At 41.8% G+C, this 17986-nt stretch carries 14 protein-coding genes and 1 pseudogene; 6 read left to right on the top strand and 9 right to left on the bottom strand.

Features of this window, described 5'->3' with window-relative positions; genetic code table 11:
* Positions 1–104: 104 nt before the first annotated feature.
* The 3 genes from ispE to EI164_RS03225 all read right to left on the bottom strand — a co-directional run bounded on the left by ispE (position 105) and on the right by EI164_RS03225 (position 3770).
* On the bottom strand, positions 105–1067 hold the full coding sequence (ispE, locus tag EI164_RS03235; protein ID WP_192518569.1) for a 4-(cytidine 5'-diphospho)-2-C-methyl-D-erythritol kinase: 963 nt from the start codon (positions 1065–1067) through the stop codon (positions 105–107).
* A gap of 54 nt (positions 1068–1121) precedes the next feature.
* Positions 1122–1742, bottom strand: a complete 621-nt coding sequence (lolB, locus tag EI164_RS03230) for a lipoprotein insertase outer membrane protein LolB (protein WP_192518568.1) — start codon at positions 1740–1742, stop codon at positions 1122–1124.
* Between the two features lie 129 nt (positions 1743–1871).
* On the bottom strand, positions 1872–3770 hold the full coding sequence (locus EI164_RS03225; RefSeq protein ID WP_192518567.1) for a hypothetical protein: 1899 nt from the start codon (positions 3768–3770) through the stop codon (positions 1872–1874).
* Between the two features lie 521 nt (positions 3771–4291).
* On the opposite strand from EI164_RS03225, the gene hemA reads away from it, so the two are divergent.
* The 4 genes from hemA (at position 4292) to EI164_RS03205 (ending at position 8722) form a co-directional block, all read left to right on the top strand.
* Positions 4292–5737 carry a glutamyl-tRNA reductase gene (gene hemA, locus EI164_RS03220; RefSeq protein ID WP_192518566.1) on the top strand — a complete coding sequence of 482 codons (1446 nt, stop codon included), beginning with the start codon at positions 4292–4294 and terminating at the stop codon, positions 5735–5737.
* Positions 5738–6381: 644 nt separating this feature from the next.
* The gene (locus EI164_RS03215; RefSeq protein WP_192518565.1) at positions 6382–7515 is read left to right on the top strand and encodes an aminotransferase class V-fold PLP-dependent enzyme; all 1134 of its coding nucleotides are present in this window, start codon (positions 6382–6384) and stop codon (positions 7513–7515) included.
* Between the two features lie 277 nt (positions 7516–7792).
* Positions 7793–8230, top strand: a complete 438-nt coding sequence (locus tag EI164_RS03210) for a YeeE/YedE family protein (RefSeq protein WP_192518564.1) — start codon at positions 7793–7795, stop codon at positions 8228–8230.
* A gap of 72 nt (positions 8231–8302) precedes the next feature.
* A complete protein-coding gene (locus EI164_RS03205) occupies positions 8303–8722 on the top strand; it encodes a DUF6691 family protein (RefSeq protein WP_192518563.1) in 420 nt (139 codons plus the stop codon).
* A gap of 456 nt (positions 8723–9178) precedes the next feature.
* Here EI164_RS03205 and EI164_RS03200 read toward each other — a convergent pair whose 3' ends face one another.
* A complete protein-coding gene (locus tag EI164_RS03200) occupies positions 9179–10843 on the bottom strand; it encodes an AMP-binding protein (RefSeq protein ID WP_192518562.1) in 1665 nt (554 codons plus the stop codon).
* Positions 10844–11147: 304 nt separating this feature from the next.
* On the opposite strand from EI164_RS03200, the gene EI164_RS03195 reads away from it, so the two are divergent.
* The gene (locus tag EI164_RS03195) at positions 11148–13283 is read left to right on the top strand and encodes an NADPH-dependent 2,4-dienoyl-CoA reductase (RefSeq protein ID WP_192518561.1); all 2136 of its coding nucleotides are present in this window, start codon (positions 11148–11150) and stop codon (positions 13281–13283) included.
* Positions 13284–13395: 112 nt separating this feature from the next.
* Here EI164_RS03195 and EI164_RS03190 read toward each other — a convergent pair whose 3' ends face one another.
* The gene (locus EI164_RS03190) at positions 13396–14169 is read right to left on the bottom strand and encodes a lysozyme inhibitor LprI family protein (RefSeq protein WP_192518560.1); all 774 of its coding nucleotides are present in this window, start codon (positions 14167–14169) and stop codon (positions 13396–13398) included.
* A gap of 129 nt (positions 14170–14298) precedes the next feature.
* On the opposite strand from EI164_RS03190, the gene EI164_RS03185 reads away from it, so the two are divergent.
* Positions 14299–15255 carry a hypothetical protein gene (locus EI164_RS03185; RefSeq protein WP_192518559.1) on the top strand — a complete coding sequence of 319 codons (957 nt, stop codon included), beginning with the start codon at positions 14299–14301 and terminating at the stop codon, positions 15253–15255.
* A 32-nt stretch (positions 15256–15287) separates the two neighbouring features.
* On the opposite strand, the gene EI164_RS03180 is transcribed toward EI164_RS03185, so the two are convergent.
* From EI164_RS03180 to EI164_RS16900, 4 genes and pseudogenes are all read right to left on the bottom strand, one after another.
* A complete protein-coding gene (locus EI164_RS03180; protein WP_192518558.1) occupies positions 15288–16193 on the bottom strand; it encodes a tetratricopeptide repeat protein in 906 nt (301 codons plus the stop codon).
* A gap of 105 nt (positions 16194–16298) precedes the next feature.
* Positions 16299–16940 carry a hypothetical protein gene (locus tag EI164_RS03175; protein WP_192518557.1) on the bottom strand — a complete coding sequence of 214 codons (642 nt, stop codon included), beginning with the start codon at positions 16938–16940 and terminating at the stop codon, positions 16299–16301.
* A 121-nt stretch (positions 16941–17061) separates the two neighbouring features.
* Complete coding sequence (locus EI164_RS03170) at positions 17062–17385, bottom strand: hypothetical protein (protein WP_192518556.1); 324 nt, start codon at positions 17383–17385, stop codon at positions 17062–17064.
* Between the two features lie 450 nt (positions 17386–17835).
* Positions 17836–17986, bottom strand: a pseudogene (locus EI164_RS16900) (IS30 family transposase); the annotation flags it as partial.

The following is a 17986-nucleotide window of genomic DNA, read 5'->3' as shown; positions in this document are numbered from 1 at the left end:
GACCTATTATAATTAGATTTTTAGATTTTGCAAGTCTTTTGCGCCTTTTATTCGTAACTTATAAAGGATGTTGTATTTTTATTAGGTAAGTGCCGAAGATTATTCTACAAACTTCTTACTACACAACCTACACAAGGCGCATCTTCAATCCACTTTGCTAAAAGTGCTTTGTCAGTAGTTACACTCGCATCTAACGGTAAAAATACCGCGCTACCAGAGCCAGTCATTCGTGCTGTGCCCATTGCTTGAACCTCTAATTCTTGTAAATAACGTAAAGCCTTTTCAACAGCAGGCGCGAGGCTCGTAACTACCGGTGTGAAAACACTGTGATATGGCGCGCTGAGCGTTTGCACATAATCATTGGACTGATTTGTGATGGTTTCAGGAAGTAGTGTGGCAATATTTCGTTGCAGTTTAGGATGGGCAAACAGCTTAGCAGTATTGACGTGTGCATCAGGCGTTAAGATTAAATACTGTTGGTCGGGAAGGTCAATGGCGGTCAGTTCCTCACCAATACCCATCGCAATCGCATCTTGCCCAAAGATAAATATTGGTACATCCGCGCCAATCGTAGCAGCAATTTTTATTAGTTCATTTTTGTTAAAGTTAAGCTGCCAAATCTCATTTAATACCAGTAAAGTAGTAGCGGCATTGGATGAGCCACCGCCTAGACCAGCACCCATCGGTAAATGCTTGTCCACATTAATTTGTACTAATGGCAGCTGTTGGGGTAGCGTCTTGAATTGTATGGCAGACGCTAGCAATGCATGTGCTGCTTTAAAGATGAGATTATCTTCTATGCTTTTCGTTATCGATTCCGCGCCAGTCAGTGTGACTAGCTGATGACAAAGCCTTGTAGTGTCTAACGCATTATTACTGGTATCAACAACGACTTTATTGTCTACTGAAAAGTGCAAATAATCGCCCCAATCGAGTAGGCGAAATACCGTTTGTAAATTATGATAGCCATCGGTGCGCTTGCCAGTAATATGCAAAAACAGGTTGATTTTTGCCGGCGATAAGCGAGTGATAGTAGCGGCATGCGGCATAGATATATACTCAGTCATAAATGGCTATCTTAATGAGCAGCGATTATTTGGGCAGTAATATTTAATTGATGGTTAATGATTAATCGTCATCACTACTTTATTGCCTTGAGGCTGCACAGCGCTGATTTTGCTTGGTAGCTTGTCAGAGCCTTTGTAAGTAAAGCTGGCACTCCAATCACCATTCACTGAGCTTATCAAGCGGTTTTGGTCATCCATCTCTGGTGCGCTGTCTGAAGGTGCAGGATTACCTGATATCCAATAAGGCATTTGCGAGATAGGTGCTTGCCAGCCAGTGGCTTTTTTCAATAACTCTTCAGGATCATCAGCGGTTAATGTGCCTGTTTTTTCACTCACTAAGGTGGCCGTTTGACCATTATATTCGATGTTGGTTTTGCCAATACCCAAGGCGCCAATCAGTTCGATAGCAAAGCGATCGTCTTGCTGACCCCAAGCATAAAATGCACTACCACCTTGAGCGCCTGTGGTGTCATTAGCGGGCGTTGTAACACCGATTTTGCCAGTGATATTAAAACTTTCAAGTTTTTGAGGTTGGTTTTGTACAGTAGTCATTGACTGATTGGTCGCATTGGCCGTTTTTAATGACTGACAGCCAGAGGTTATCACTAGTGCGGCAGTCATGGCACTGAATAGAGCAAACTTATTAAGCTTATAAGAAGGTGTTGATAATGACATGTTATATTCCCAATAATGACCAAATTTACTAGCTTAAATGTTATTTGTTACTCAGTTATGCGCCGCTGTTAGCTTCTTATAAGTGCCTTGTAAGCAAAAATCTAGAATTTGCATACTCTCATATTAATACTAATACAGTTGCGTACGGTCATTGATATTATGCTGACCAAATGAGAAACGCTGCTGCAAGTCTGCCAGTAATGACTCAACTTTTACATTGTTACCTAGGCCTTGATAAGCGCGAAGTAGTAAAGCCCCTGAGCGTAAGGTTGGCAGTACATCATAAGGTGTCTGCAGGTAGTTGATAACTTGTTGGTAGTTTTCGTTGGCCAGCGCATCGCTTGCTAGGACGTTGAGTGCTTGTAGATGCAGCTCATTGTCATAACGTGGGTCATCATAGCGAATTTGAATGATAGCTGTTGCTAGCTTGAGACCTTGCTCAGAACTGTTTTGATTGGCCAATAATAGCTGAGCATAGCTGAGCTGATACGATAAATTACTAGGATCCAATGCTTGCAAGTGATTGAGCAGTGTGCGCTTAACGACGTAATCATCTTTGTCGTCTAGCAGTTGGATACGGGCAAATAGTAACATCTCATTATTAGGAGATTGACGAGCGGCTTGCGTTAACAGACGCAGGGCATCGTCAGATTTATTTTGCTGTCGTAAAATATCTGCTTGCATTACGAAGGTATCTGGTGCAAAAACACTGAAATCTTTGCGCAGTTTTTTTAAGGTTGCTATTGCCGCTTCGGTATCGTCATTGAGTAAGTCAAGTGCAACGACTTTCCTACGGGCTTCTAACACTAAATCTTCTTGCATGACGCTATTAAGATAGTATTTAGCCTGTTCAAAGTTATGTTGGCGCTCGGCACTGATACCGAGATAGTAATAAGCTTGATCCAGATAAGCTTGGTTTTTTGCGAGCATATTAAGTAATTGGTCCGCACTATCATACTTTTCGATATCCAAGCTTACCAGCGCCGCTAGCAAGGTGATTTCGGCATCATCATTAAAATGCTCGTGTGCGTCGAGCAATAGCTCCCATGCTTCTTCGCTTTGTTTCAAATCCAGCAAATAGCGAATTTCATACAGATATAAGCTTTTACTGTCTGGATTGCGCAAGCGTGCTTGACTGACGTAGTTAACAACCGTTTCAGCGGTTACGATTTTGCGCAATATGTCAGCCTTCAGTGTGATAAAAGGTACGTAATCCGGTTGGTGTTCTAAAGCACGGTTGATATGGATAATGGCACTTTCAGGCTCATTAAACTGGTAAAGCAAACCGGCTTTTAACACGGAGAGTGAAGCATTTTGTTCGCTATCAAGTGGTTGCAGTGCCGCGAGTAGTTCACGTTTGTCTTGATCGTTATTGGGATAAATACCGATAAGAATTTCGCTGAGATCTGCTCGAGGATCATAACGTAAAATACGGTTTAAGGTTTCGCCAGCGAGTAGGTAGTCGTGGGCGCGTAGGGCTAAATGCGCCACATAAAACCAAGCGGGCACGTGATCAGGGTTTTGATCTTGCCATGTTTTGGCAAACTGCAATGAGTCTTCAATTCTTTCATTACGCAAAGACAAACTAAGTGCTCGCTCAAATACTGCAGTCGCGTCTTCTTTAAAAGATTGCTGCTTATAAATAGCTATTGCGCGTTGTTTATCATCACGATCGGCTGCAAACTCGGCATCTAATAGTGCATATAAACTTGGTTCTTGTAGCTCAGGTTGCAATAAGGTTGTGGGCGCTAAACTGTTTATGTTTTCTATGGTCTGTATATTTTTAAGATTCGACACAGTTTCGTTTTTTACAGCAACCGATGTGGTGGTTGTGTTGGCGTCTTCGGGCAATAGCACATATTGGCTGGCATACACAGACGAAGACCCGAGGCATAAGCAAACGGCCAACGATAGTGTTAGCTTATAACGTTGGCACAGACGTTCAATAATGCCATGCCATAAAGCACGAAGGTCAAATTGGTCGTCATGTGCAAGTTTTGATTGAAATAATGACCCAAAGAAAATCATAGATAACCGTGTTTGCCCATTGTGTACCTATGCTGATAAGAAAATTATCTTGTCAGCGCTGCAGACTAATTGTTGGTAATGAGTACCGATGATAAACATTATAAGAGTAGATGGATGTTATAAACAATAGTGGCCGTGTTACTCAAATATTGGTAATAGTTTTTCTACTGACTACTGTTTAGCAAAGTATGGCTTTCTGACTATTTATATTGGTTGGCATACTATAGAAATATAACAAGTTAGCGTGGAGGAGGCGAATAGTTTATGTCAGTTTTTATAAACATTTGCTAAAACATAAATATTGGCTTTACCAATCATATGAGTGGTTGATTTGTTACATGTATGCCCAGATACAATCAAATAGCTATCATAGATGGGTGAGTGTTAATTAAAGCCAGCAATAATGATATAATGAGCGATTTTTAGGGTACTCCTTTCAACGTTGTCACTCAAAACTGTCTTTTCAAAATAATAAGATAGTGGGGCTGGCAGGTGAGCGTCATTTTTATGGTCTATCAATAATGAGATTAGTGGTTATCGGAGTCAATCACAAAACTGCACCAGTCGCTCTAAGAGAGCGCTTGGCGCTAGTAGGTGACGATGTGAATGTCGCGCTCAAACAGTTAGAAGCATTAACAGATGGTAGCGTAATCGTTTCCACCTGTAACCGAACTGAGATTTACGCACTAGTACCACAAACTCTGGCCACTTCAAAACCGGCATCACAAAGCTCAGTCTCACAAAAATCAGCCTCGCAAGTGTTGGTTTCCCCTTCCGCAGGTGCGCAAGTAGCAAATCCTGCTATAGCACCAGTTTCTAATAACGCCTTTAGTAGCAGTGCCACGTTGTCTTCTGCTGCTATCAGTGCTCATATTATCAAAATTAAAACATGGTTGGCTACTTTTAAGCAATTGTCTCTTACTGAGGTTGACCCATACCTTTATGTGCATCGTGATACTCACGCATTGACTCATTGGCTCCGCGTCGCTGCAGGGTTAGATTCTATGATATTGGGTGAGCCGCAGATACTGGGTCAAATCAAGCGCTCAGTACACCTTGCACAAGAGGAAAACACACTGAGTAATCAGCTTGGTTGGGTCGTCGACCAAGTGTTTGCTGCTGCGAAGCGAGTGCGTAACGAGACCAAAGTAGGTACCCAAGCGGTCTCGCTTAGCTATGCAGCCGCCAAGTTGGTCACACAAATATTTGATGACTTACCTAGTCGTACTTTACTGGTCGTTGCCGCAGGGGAGATGAATCGACTGGTAGCCACGCATATCGCAGGTCTTGGCGTTGGGCGTGTTATTATCTGCAACCGCAATCCTGAGCGGGCGGAAGCATTGGCGGCGGAATTGCGCAATCCTAATCGCCGTGTGGAAGTCCGAACCCTACAAGAGCTGCCGCAAGTATTGGCGGATGCTGATATTGTCAGTAGTTGTAGTGGTAGTATGGATTTGTTAATTGATAAAACCATGACTGTGCAGGCGCTAAAGCGTCGTCGTTATCAGCCTATGTTGATGATTGACTTGGCTGTACCACGAGATATCGACTCGACCATTAGCCGTATCGATGATATTTATTTGTATTCTGTCGATGACCTGCAGCATGTCATTGCGGGTAACATCGAGCAGCGCAGGCAAGCAGCTGTAGATGCGGAGTTACTGGTCAGTCAGTTGGTCGTTGAGATGGATCGTCGCTTTCAAGTGCGCCAAGTCGGTAAAGATATTGAGCAGTATCGATCGTGTACGCAAGGTCAGGTAGATAAGCTATTACATGAGTCCTTAGCTCAATTGCAGCAAAACAATGCCACTCCCGAAGCAATCATCACTGAGCTGTCACGCCGTCTGACTCAGACATTGACACACGCACCATCGAAGCTGATGCGCAAGGCTGCCCGAGAGGGTGATAGTGAGCTGCTGGATTTTGTGGTGTCGGGACTACAAGATGCGCATCGCAGTCATCGATAGCCGCTATTTATTGATCAGGTAACTTATCAAAACCTCTTGATATGAGCTGGCGCAAGTCATCGCATAAACATATCGTTGTCAACCTACATTATCAGTGCTAATATCAAGCTGTTATGAGCATATTAAGTGATGATAATATGTCAAAACTTGCTAATGGTCATGTGCTAGAAGTTTTAGTGCCAGCTAGATCTCTACCTGTTCATCTCATTAATACCCCATAACTCTCGTTATCAATCTACCACCGTGTAGCATCTATAACGGCGCATCTATCTTTATATAACTTGATTTAAAGTTAATAAAACGAATGCGTAAAAGACATGGTTACCAACGGCAATAGCACTAGGATAAAGTGCTATATCGTCAACCCTGCATCATACTCTCGATTATTACTCGATATTATACCAAATCCAAAAAGCACGATTAGCCGCATCAAACTTGCTTAATCTATCATGCGTAGTACTTCCTCTCGCTACTCTAATTTTTGTGAATGGTAGGCGTATACGATTAATATTGGCTAGAGTTGTTTAGAGAGTGTTTGAATTTTAGTGTCTACTTTTTGATATTTGGATTTTATTTTCTGAATTTTTTTTGTAGCCAATCATTAAGAATTATTAAATTACCTAACAATAAACTAGGAGTGTCCCATGACTGCATTACGCCAAGATATTGATCCAAACGGCTTATTAGAATACTCAGTGGTCTATACTGACCGTGCCCTTAATCACATGTCGAAAGTCTTTCAGCAAGTGATGAATGACTTATCTAGTGAGCTGAAATCAGTGTATAACGCTGATGCTGTTGCTATCGTTCCTGGTTCTGGTACTTCTGGTATGGAGGCCGTAGCACGCCAATTGGCAAATGATGAAGATTGTCTGGTCATCCGTAATGGTTGGTTTAGCTATCGCTGGACGCAAATCTTAGAAAAAGGCAAGATTGCCAAGTCGACCACCGTATTGACTGCGCACCGTGAAGAAGGTGATACGCCAAAACCATTTTCACCTGTTGATATTGATGAAGCGGTTGCTAAGATTAAAGCAGAAAAGCCAGCAGTCGTATTTGCCCCACACGTTGAAACCTCATCAGGTATTATTCTGTCAGCGGATTATATTAAAGCATTAAGTGCTGCCGTGCATAGCGTAGGCGGTTTATTGGTCATTGACTGTATCGCGTCAGGTTGTGTCTGGTTGGATATGCAAGCTTTAGGTATCGATGTTCTTATTAGCGCGCCACAAAAAGGTTGGAGTAGTACGCCGTGTGCTGGTTTGGTCATGTTAAGCGATGCTGCTGTCAAAAAAGTAGACAGCACGGAGTCTGATAGCTTTAGCCTAGACTTGAAGCAGTGGTTAAATATAATGCGTGCCTATGAGAACGGTGGCCATGCTTATCATGCGACCATGCCAACGGACAGCTTGCGTCAGTTCCGCGATACTATTTTAGAAGCCAAAAAAGTTGGTTTTGATACATTGTGTGATGCGCAGTGGGAACTGGGCAATCGTATTCGTCAAGTCTTTGCCGACAAAGGTATCGAAAGCGTGGCGGCGAAGGGATTTGAAGCGCCAGGTGTTGTCGTGGTTTATACCGACCGTGATGATATGCATAAAGGTAGTGCGTTTGCAGCAGCAGGTATGCAGATTGCGTCTGGTGTACCACTTAAAGTGGGTGAGCCTGATAATTTTAAGACCTTCCGCTTGGGCTTATTCGGTCTAGACAAATTAACTGATGTTGATGGTGCGGTTTCGCGTTTTGAGTCAGTACTTGATGAAGTATTGGCTGAATAGTAAGTAAGTTTTTTAGGTTATACCAATCCCAAAAAATACGATTAGCGGTGTCAAACTTGTTTAGTCTACAGTGAGTAGCACTTGCACTCGTTTTCCTTGCTACTCTAATTTTTGTGCATGGTATTAGATAGGTTTTTTAGAATAAAAGAGTACTGAGCCACAGCATTATGCTAGGTTCGGTATTTTTTGGCTTTTTATTATATTTTATAATATAATGTATTTATATAAATTAATTATTGAAGTCTGTTTCTAATAAACATAAGACTGGGTAAACAATATGAATATACAGATAGACTGGCAAGCATTTACGCCAATTTCCTTGGTAGGTGGTCTAATACTAGGTGTGGCAACGGTCATATTGCTGCTCGGTATCGGACGTATTGCAGGCATTAGCGGTATTTTTTCTAGCTTGTTGAAGCCCAAGCGCGTAGAGATGTGGCAAGTGCTATTTATCGTAGGTCTCATCGTCTCGCCAATCTTATATAGCATCGTCAAACCGTTGCCTGAGGTGGCAATCAGCAGCTCTTTGCCATTATTAATTGGTGCAGGGTTGTTGGTTGGGTTCGGGACACGTTTGGGATCTGGCTGTACTAGTGGCCACGGTATCTGTGGTAATGCGCGCTTGTCTCCACGTTCGATGGCAGCAACGGCGACTTTTATGTTTTTTGGTATTGTGACGGTTTATATCGGTCGGCAGATTTTAGGCTTGATTTAGAAAAGGCAAAGACCGTATTTAGCTGTATTGATAAGAAGCTGTATTGATAAGAAATAATAGCGAGAAACGACAATGTTAAAAAATTTGATTGGATTAGTGGCAGGGTTGCTGTTTGGCTTTGGATTGCTAATATCTGGTATGACTGATCCTGTGAAAGTACAAGGGTTTCTAGATATCTTTGGTGCATGGGATATCTCCCTTGCATTGGTTATGGGCGGTGGATTAATCGTGGCAATCGTTGGTGTGCAACTTGCCAAGCGCCAACAGACTAGCTGGATCGGTACAATGATAGAACTGCCGAGCAAAACGGTGATTAATAAAAAGCTCCTCATCGGCGCGATGCTGTTTGGTATCGGTTGGGGTTTGGTGGGTATCTGCCCAGGACCAGGTATTGTGCTGCTTGGCACAGGGCAATGGCAGGCTTATGTCTTTATCCCCGCCATGATCATCGGTATGTTGATTTATCAATGGCTTGAGCCCAAACTGGGCTGATAGATGAGTTCTCTATAAACTAGCGCTCAAACAGCCTCGCTTAGTCTACTATTTGGAGTGCTTTTACTTGGCTTCTTTATCTCCAAATTATATTGAACCAATTACAGTATAAATAGGTTAGGGCGTGTTGAACATTCAAATGTGGTGCTGGCAGTGACTATTTTTTAGACAATATGCAGTGAAATTTTTGATGCCTAGTCATTCTAGGTTAAACAATTTCGCCATATATTGGCAAAAAAGAGTACTGCCCCAAAGGGCTGATGCTAAAATCACCCCAAACGTTGTTGCAAGCCTAGCTAAGATCTCGATATTATCGTCGGTTTGCGCCTAGTTTGGTGCAATTTTAGCGATCAGCAGTCCTAACATTTGAATGTTCAACACGCCCTAGTGTTCGCAAAAAAGGTCAGCTATATATAGCTGACCTTTTTATGAGTTGTAATTTAATAAATTACCGCTTTATTGAGCGCTAGCCGTGACTTTTGGTGTTTCGTGTGCCAATGATTTGGCTGCATGGCGCAGTTCAAATTTTTGTACTTTACCAGTACTGGTCTTTGGTATTTCAGCAAAGATAATATATTTTGGTACTTTAAAGCTTGCTAAATGTTGCTTGCAATGTTCCATCACGGTGTCGCGTTGTAAAGTATTGCCTGCATGAATTTCAATAAAGGCAACGGGTACTTCACCCCATTTATCATGTGGTGCGGCAACGACGGCACAGCTTTCAATTTCAGGCATTTTATACAGAACATTTTCGACTTCGATACTAGAGATGTTTTCACCGCCTGAGATGATGATGTCTTTAAGCCTGTCCATGATTTTGATGTAGCCATCAGGGTATTTGACACCCAAGTCACCCGTACGAAACCAGCCATCAGCAAAGGCATCTTCGGTGGCTTTACGGCTTTTAAGATAACCTTTCATCACCATATTACCACGCAGTGCTAGCTCGCCCATCTCTTCACCATTGGCTGTGACGGGCTCAGTGGTACCTTGTTTGAACACTTCAAATCCCGTCATGAGGTGAGATATTACCCCTTGGCGTGATTTTTTCTGGGCACGAGCGGCGACATCTATCTCATCCCAGTCTTCTTGCTCTGCACAGACCGTCACTGGCCCATATACTTCTGTGAGGCCATAAACGTGAGAAATATGAAAGCCCATTTTCTCCATTGCCGCTAGCATGGTTTCAGATGGTGGTGCCCCAGCGACCCAGCCATTGACTTGATGGGTAATCGCCTGTTTATATTCAGGTTTGCCGCCTGCAATCATATTATGTACCACAGGTGCTGAACAATAATGGCTGACTTTATACTTAGCAATCAGCTGTAAAATCAAGTCTGCATCTATCCTGCGCAAGCAGACATTGACACCAGCACGCTCTGCAATAGTCCACGGAAAACACCAACCATTACAATGAAACAGTGGTAGCGTCCAGAGATACATCGGATGCTTGGGCATATCCCAATCTAAAATATTAGAGACGGCATTTAGTGTGGCACCACGATGATGGTAGACCACCCCTTTGGGCTTGCCTGTTGTACCAGAGGTATAATTCAGTGCAACCGCGTCCCATTCGTCTAATGGTTTTTCCCAGTTGTCTAAACTGTCAGCGCTAGCAACCAATTCCTCATAGCTCATTTGTCCAAATCGTTCGACCTTGATGGCAGTGTCTGTCGCATGAATGACGATTAAGTTGGGAAAAGTTTCATCGATAATCTCGGCATACTCAGCAAACTCACTGTCTAAAATGAGAACTTTAGCCTCTGAGTGCTGCAGACAAAAGGTGAGGGCATTGATGTCGAGTCGGGTATTTAAAGTACAGAGCACGCCACCTGACATGGGTACGCCAAAGGCACATTCGATCATCGCTGGCGTATTCGGCATCATTACTGCCACCGTATCATTTTTATCAACCCCCAGTTTGCGTAGTCCATCAGCTAACTGCCTGCAACGATCATAGGTCTGTTGCCATGTTTGAGTAAGGTTGTTGTGTTCTAGATCGTCGTAGATGATGGCAGTCTTGTCAGGGTACACCTGCGCACTGCGAATAATGAAGTCAATAGGGGTTAGTGGTTGATGGTTGGCCGCATTTTTGCCAAGACCAGTGTGGAAGTCTGTCATGAAGATAATCCTTTATCCTGTTTTTTAAATTCGCTAATATCTTAGTCGCGGTCAGCGCTATGGTCGAAGGACCAAGCCCGTGCTAATTCTAATCGACGGTATCAGCATCTAATGATTATAAACGGTCATAACAGACAATTGTACTGATTTTTTGGTGTTTATTTAACCAGTTACTGTAGAGGTGTCTACTGTCGTTAATATAATGTCCACTCACCAGTCGTTTGTCTGCATAGCTGACAATAATAGCGGTGTGTTAGGATATGAGTCATGTTACGTCCCGCAAGCCATTCATAAGGAAAATGATATGTCAGCCAGCCGCACTGCCACGCCGATTGAAACTGCCAATACCAACCAATACTATCCACATTTATTTGAACCACTCAATTTGGGTTTTACGACGCTTAAAAACCGTATGGTTATGGGTTCTATGCATACAGGACTTGAAGATCGTTTTTATAATTACGGCAAGTTGGCAGCATATTTCGAAGAGCGTGCAAAAGGCGGCGTGGCGATGATGATTACAGGTGGTATCTCACCCAATCGCGAGGGGTGGTTGCTCCCTGCGGGTGGTACCATGAACACCAAAGCCGACGTTATGAACCATCAACGTGTGACCCGTGCGGCTCATAAGCACGACAGCAAAATCATTATGCAAATCTTGCATAGCGGGCGTTACGGTTATCATCCTTTTGTACTGTCATCAAGTCCGATTAAATCGCCAATCTCACCATTTAAACCGCGCAAGATGAGTATTAAAAACATCGAGCAGACGGTAAAAGACTACGCTCGTTCAGCCAAGCTTGCCAAGCAAGCAGGGTATGACGGTGTCGAAATCATGGGCTCAGAAGGGTACTTGCTCAACCAGTTTTTATCGCGTCATGTGAATCAGCGTGAAGACATTTACGGCGGTGATATCCACGGCCGTATGAAGTTCGCTGTTGATGTGGTCAAAGCGGTTCGTGCCGCTGCCGGTGAAGATTTTATTATTCTATTCCGTCTGTCAGTGATTGATTTGGTCAAAGACGGTAACGTCATGGACGAAGTCATCACCGTGGCAAAAGCGCTAGAAGAAGCAGGCGTGACCATCATGAACACTGGCATTGGCTGGCATGAAGCGCGTGTTCCGACCATTGTCACGAGCGTACCACGGGCAGCCTTTGTTGATTTTACCGCTGAAATCAAAAAGCATATTAATATCCCAATGATGGCGGCCAACCGCATCAATATGCCAGAAACAGCGGAAGACATCGTCGCTAAAGGTCAAGCTGATATGATTCAAATGGCGCGTCCATTCTTAGCTGATGCCCATTGGGTCAATAAAGCTAAAAATGGTCAAGCGGACCGTATTAATACTTGTATCGCCTGTAACCAAGCCTGCCTCGATCACACGTTCGAAAACAAACGCTCAACGTGTCTGGTCAATCCTCAAGCTTGTCATGAAACTGAACTGGTCTATAAAAAAGTTAAAAAACCTAAAAAGGTAGCGGTTATCGGTGGCGGTGTCGCAGGTATGTCAGCGGCACATGTGGCAGCGCTGCGTGGTCATGAAGTGACATTGTTCGAAGCTAAAGATGTCTTGGGCGGTCAGTTCAACTATGCCAAAGTCATCCCTGGTAAAGAAGAGTTCTTTGAGACCATTCGCTACTATATCAATGAGCTTGAGCATTTAGGTGTTGAGATTCAACTCAATACTAAGGTTGATAAAGCCATGATCGAACAAGCCAAGTTTCATCACGTCATCGTGGCAACAGGTGTCGTGCCTAGAAGCCTAGAAGGTAAATTAGAGGGTGCTGAGTTACCACAAGTGATGAGTTATGCTGAGCTGCTCTCTGGCGAGAAATCAGTTGGCAATACTGTAGCTGTCATCGGTGCTGGTGGTATTGGTTTTGATGTCAGTGAATATCTAACCGCTAATCATGGCCAGTCGCTGGATGAAATTGGCCCTGATGCGCTAAAAGATCCAAGCTATCGCACCACACCGCAGTCTATTAGTGAGTGGCGTGAAGAGTGGGGCGTGACCAATGATGTCAATTATCAAACGGATGGTGGTTTGGTTAAGCCTGAAGCCATTAAACCTGTTCGCCAAGTTTACCTCATGCAGCGTAGCAAAGGCCGCTTGGGTAGTGGATTGAATAAAACCTCTGGTTGGGTGCATCGTGCGCATATCAAATCACACGGCGTCATCCAAGTCGCGGGTGTGCAGTATGACAAAATCACCAACGAAGGTATTTGGGTCACCAACAGTCAAGGTCAAAGCCAGTTATTACGTGTTGATAGCGTTGTCGTCTGTGCTGGTCAAGAGTCTGTTGTTGAGCTGATGCCAAATGTCGGTGATGCACCAGATGCGCAGTATCACTTAATCGGCGGTGCTAAGCTAGCAGCTGAGCTAGATGCCAAACGTGCGATTCGTGATGGGGCTGAGGTTGCGGTTGGGATATAAATATTAGATCAAAACATAAAGGTGGCGAGGTTGTTTACCTTGCTGCCTTTTTTGTATAAAAAACCTGCCGATTTGAAAATGTTCAGCGAAGTCTAATTTTAAATTAGCAAACCTAACTCACCCCACGTTTCAACACAATCCCGTCAAAATACCCTCGCATACCGCAGTGCAGTTTTCTATATTGGTCGTCCATGTCTCTTAATAACAATTGATTCTTACCTTGATAAATTGCTGGATATAAACGCAGATCAACGCTTTGATCTGGCTGATCATCGTTTATGACCCAATGATTCTCTGACCATATGGCTTTGCTTTCTCCCAAATCACAGATATGCGCATTGGTAAAAATCAAAACGCCCTCGATAATGGAAAGGTGAGGCTTATTAGCGACACTATGAATTGATACCGTGTTTGTTGCTTCTCCTGTATCTTCCCATTTCTGCGTTTCTGAATTATATATTGAGATTTGAGAGGTTTGAGAAAAATCCCCAAAGGCACTTTTGCTCGGTAAATCAGAACGACTTAGCTCATCTGAAAAACTCCAAGCCACACCGTAATTGGTTTGCTCTTCGATATATTCTTTATACTCGCGTATCAGACATTCTTCACTTTTACAGGTATCACGCTGAAACATGAGCCATGTGCGTTGATTCGCAATAGTTCTATTTTTAAAAGCTGTGCTGTCTTCATAATCAGAAGAAGTAGCAAGATTGCTTTTATATTTTTTTGCCATTGTGTCATCAAGCTTAGAAAGCTCAGGACTTTTGCAAATGGTTTTTTCTACCCAAGTAGCAGCTTTGTTGCAATCAAAACTTGCTGCATTTGCAGGCGTAGATAGTAGGCAAGTACCCAAAATACTTAGTATCGCTACGAGTAGATTTTTCATAGTGTTCTCATTGCTAGAAGATGTTTTTGTAAATGGCTTAATATCTAATCTAGAGACTTCCTAACAGCTTTCTTAATAATAGACATAAGTATATCATTATGACTATACAGTATCTTAAAAGAGACATTCATGAGAAAAAACGAATTTCTATTCGGTGATGTGACATTTAAATGGGGTGATAAGTTATCTGATATAAAAGCTCAGCTTCCTGAAAAAGATACGGTAACTCGCTCTTATGAAGAAAGTTATATGCCTAAAATAGTAACTATAAAATTAGCTAAGTTTTGGTCTCTCAACGTTGCTTACTGTCATTTTAGTGCAGCAGATGACGACCGATTGATTGATTCAATATGGATCAATATCCCAGCACAACTATTTAATAGGCAACAGGTTATTAAAAAACTTATAGCGTATTTAGGTCCGGGGTCAAACTATTTCTCTGATAGCCATTACTATAGTGATAATGTAGTAGAGCACTGTGAATGGGCATTTGATAATTGTGTTATTGGCGTTAGCATGTATGGCGGTGTACGAGAGGAAGATAACGAAAAAATTATTGGCTCTTTATCTATATCGTTAAGTGATATAGATCTTTTAGATTCCTTGTACTCAAAGCCTATACGTGAGCTGGAGTCTGAAATGGCTGATCAGGTTGATATGAGTACTATTGAGTCTTTTCAGACAAAGCAAGCACAAAGTATGCCTCGATCAAGAGAAAGAGAGGAGTTCCCAAACCATCCTGCTGCTTTCGTCATCCGAGCATTCGATGGATTACACAAAGAGGCACTGTTTCAAACGCCATTAGCAGTTCAATCAGTTATCACGGAGTCTGAAGTTTGTACGTGGCAATCTACGATAGGTGACTATTATTTATCGAACTACTGGCAAACGGTACAACTAGAGAATGATATTTTTTCTAAGTGGACCAATCTATTACCTACTAAGTCTGCTGGCGTCTGCTATGTTTCGATAGGAGGTTTGCTGATCGTTGATGAAGATAGTCGACCCGAGACCAAGATATTCGTCAGACATATCGAAAAGATCATTAAGTCTAAGATGGAGTATCACGAAGCATATGACTGTTAGGTTACCTAAGTTGATATCTAATAGAACGATCTCTATTCGCTCAAGCTGCCCTCAAGATCACCCAATGTGAGACCCGTTTCTTGAGTGCTGTAGATAGTAATGCCTGTATCGTCGATTTTATCATTCATGACTAATCTACCGATGCGATTGCTGGCTTCTTGGTTGCCTTGATCAGCTGCCTTTTGATACCACTCAAAAGCTGTGTCATAATCTTGCGGCACGCCGTTGCCATTCTCGTAGAGACCACCGATGTTAAGTTGTGCTAAATCTAAACCTTGATCAGCGGCTTTGGTATACCACTCTAAAGCCTTATCATAGTCTTGCGGTACGCTGTAGCCGTTTTCATAAAAAGTGCCAAGATTATTTTGGGCATCAAAGTCTCCATTGTCAGCTGCCAATGTATACCATTCAAAAGCTGTGTCACAGTCTTGCGGCACACCATAACCGTTCTCATAGAGACCACCCATATTAAGTTGTGCTACACCTACCCCTTGATCAGCAGCTTTTTTGTACCATTCAAAAGCTTTATCATAGTTCTGATCTACGCCTTTGCCAAAATAGTATAGTGAGCCTATATTATTTTGATCCTCAAAGTCTCCATTATCAGCTGCTAACAAATACCATTGCATTGCTTTTTCATAGTTTTGATCAATGCCTATGCCGTTTTCGTACATAACACCAAGATTAAATTGAGCATCAGAGTACTTCTGGTTAGCAGCTTTTTGAAACAGTTCAAAAGCTTTATCATAGTTTTGAGGAACCGAGTCGCCCTCATAGTAGGCTAGTCCGAGTTTATATATTTCAGCAGGGGTGCTTTGATTAGATAATATAGGTGTGTTTGAAGACTCCGCTGAACAAGCAGCAGTTATCAAACTACTGGATAGCAGTGTCGTTAGTAGTAAAGGCTGAATTAAAGGTGTGATTCTTTTTTGATACATTAAAACTCCAGTAGAAAATACTATTTAATCGGCTGATTTGGACTCACTTGCTCATACGTTTTACCTTCTGGTACGGGTATGCAATCGACCTCTTTTTGAAATTTATCAACCAACACATGGCGCCAAAATAGATACGTCAGCTGACTCAGCTTCAAAGTCAAGCTTCTCGTTTAGACACTCTATTTTTTCGACTAACTGCTGCTCTTCTTCCTTGCTTAAACGCTGCTCGTTTTTATAATCTATCTTAGAATAACGGTTGAGAGCAAGCGCTACACCATACTCTCTGTCTATTCTATATCTTAAGTAATCTAATTCAACAGTTTTCATGCTTGTCTCTTTTGGCATGTCGTTTATATCACTTGGAGTACATTTACAGATTGTGAATGAAGAACTAATATACGCTAATATTAAAGCGTCTCCTGATTTTACCAATACCCTCGGAGAGGGATAGTAAATGGAGCCTGTACTATATTCGTACCATGCCTTACTATAATTTTTTTTGGTAAAATTTATATCTCCCTTTTTACTAAGCTCGAGTAAAAATTGATAATTTCTTGCTTTTTCATCAGGACTCATGGGTTTCTTCCATTGTTTTACAAAGTGACGTAGAACGGCTTCATTATCTTCACGTTCGTCAACTACTTGCTCTTTTTCTTCTATAGTTTGCTCATTATTTATTTTTGAGCTGTCATGTTTTTCAGTAGGAGCATCACTGGCCTGATCCTGATTAGGATCATTGTTAGCCATGCAAGACGTCAGTAGGATGAGGGTCAACAGAGTGAAAACTTTTTTTTGCATTAGGTTATACCTTTCTGATTATTAGCTTACCTACGTATCGCCTATCAGTCTGCCGATGGAAGGATAGTTGTCACTCAGGTGTATAAGGATAATTAAACTCTTTTTGAAAACTTATAAAATGATCTTTCTTATCGTCTAAACCTCCAATTGAAACTATTAACAATTGCCTATCTAACTTAGAATAAGTAATTTGTTCTAAATTAGGATTATTAGAGTTTAAACATATTTTTTGCCCATCTCTCAAACTGAAATAATTTTTATTCTTGGGTTTAATCTGTATTTTGACATGATCACTTATTTCAGCATTCGGATCCAATATAGCAAGCTCTTCCATTTTAATATAATTAAAAATTATAGGATTTTCCATAACGACGGCAGAACTGAATATTGGCATAAAACATAAATCACCTTTGCTGTTTTTCGATATATCAATACTTCCTTCGATAGGAGGGCTATGCGTAGGATAGTCTTGGAAACATCCAAGAAGACTAGTTGTTGATAGCACGAATATTATTTTAAGTATATTGAATATATAAGAATTCATTACTCGATCTAAACACCTTATTCTACTTTTTCGTATCAATAATAGCATCTAGAAATTCCTTATTACTCAACTAGGTAAGGATAGTCAAATTTTTTGTAAAAAATTATCGAGATTTCATTTTTGTCATCTATGCCAGCAATTGAGACTGACAATGATTGCTTGTTTAAAGGTGTGTAAATAGTTTTTTCTAAATTAGGATTGTTAGAATTTAGACATATTTTTTGTCCATTTTTTAAAGTAAAATATTTCTTACTTTTAGGCTCAATATTTATTTCTTAGATTAACACACCAAGTGCAACGCTAATTAATATTATAGAACGCCTGCATAGGCGTCTTAAACCCTAATCGTTTTCTTGGTCTGTTGTTTAATTTGTTCTCAATGTCCTGCATCTCATCATCAGAGACTTGTCTAAAGTCACAACCCTTAGGCAAGTACTCTCTGATAAGGCCG

Origin of the sequence: Psychrobacter sp. FME13 (assembly GCF_014861395.1) — a bacterium.
Taxonomy (GTDB): domain Bacteria; phylum Pseudomonadota; class Gammaproteobacteria; order Pseudomonadales; family Moraxellaceae; genus Psychrobacter.
The sequence above is the reverse complement of the archived record's forward strand: the minus strand, read 5'-3'. Positions and strand labels throughout refer to the sequence as shown.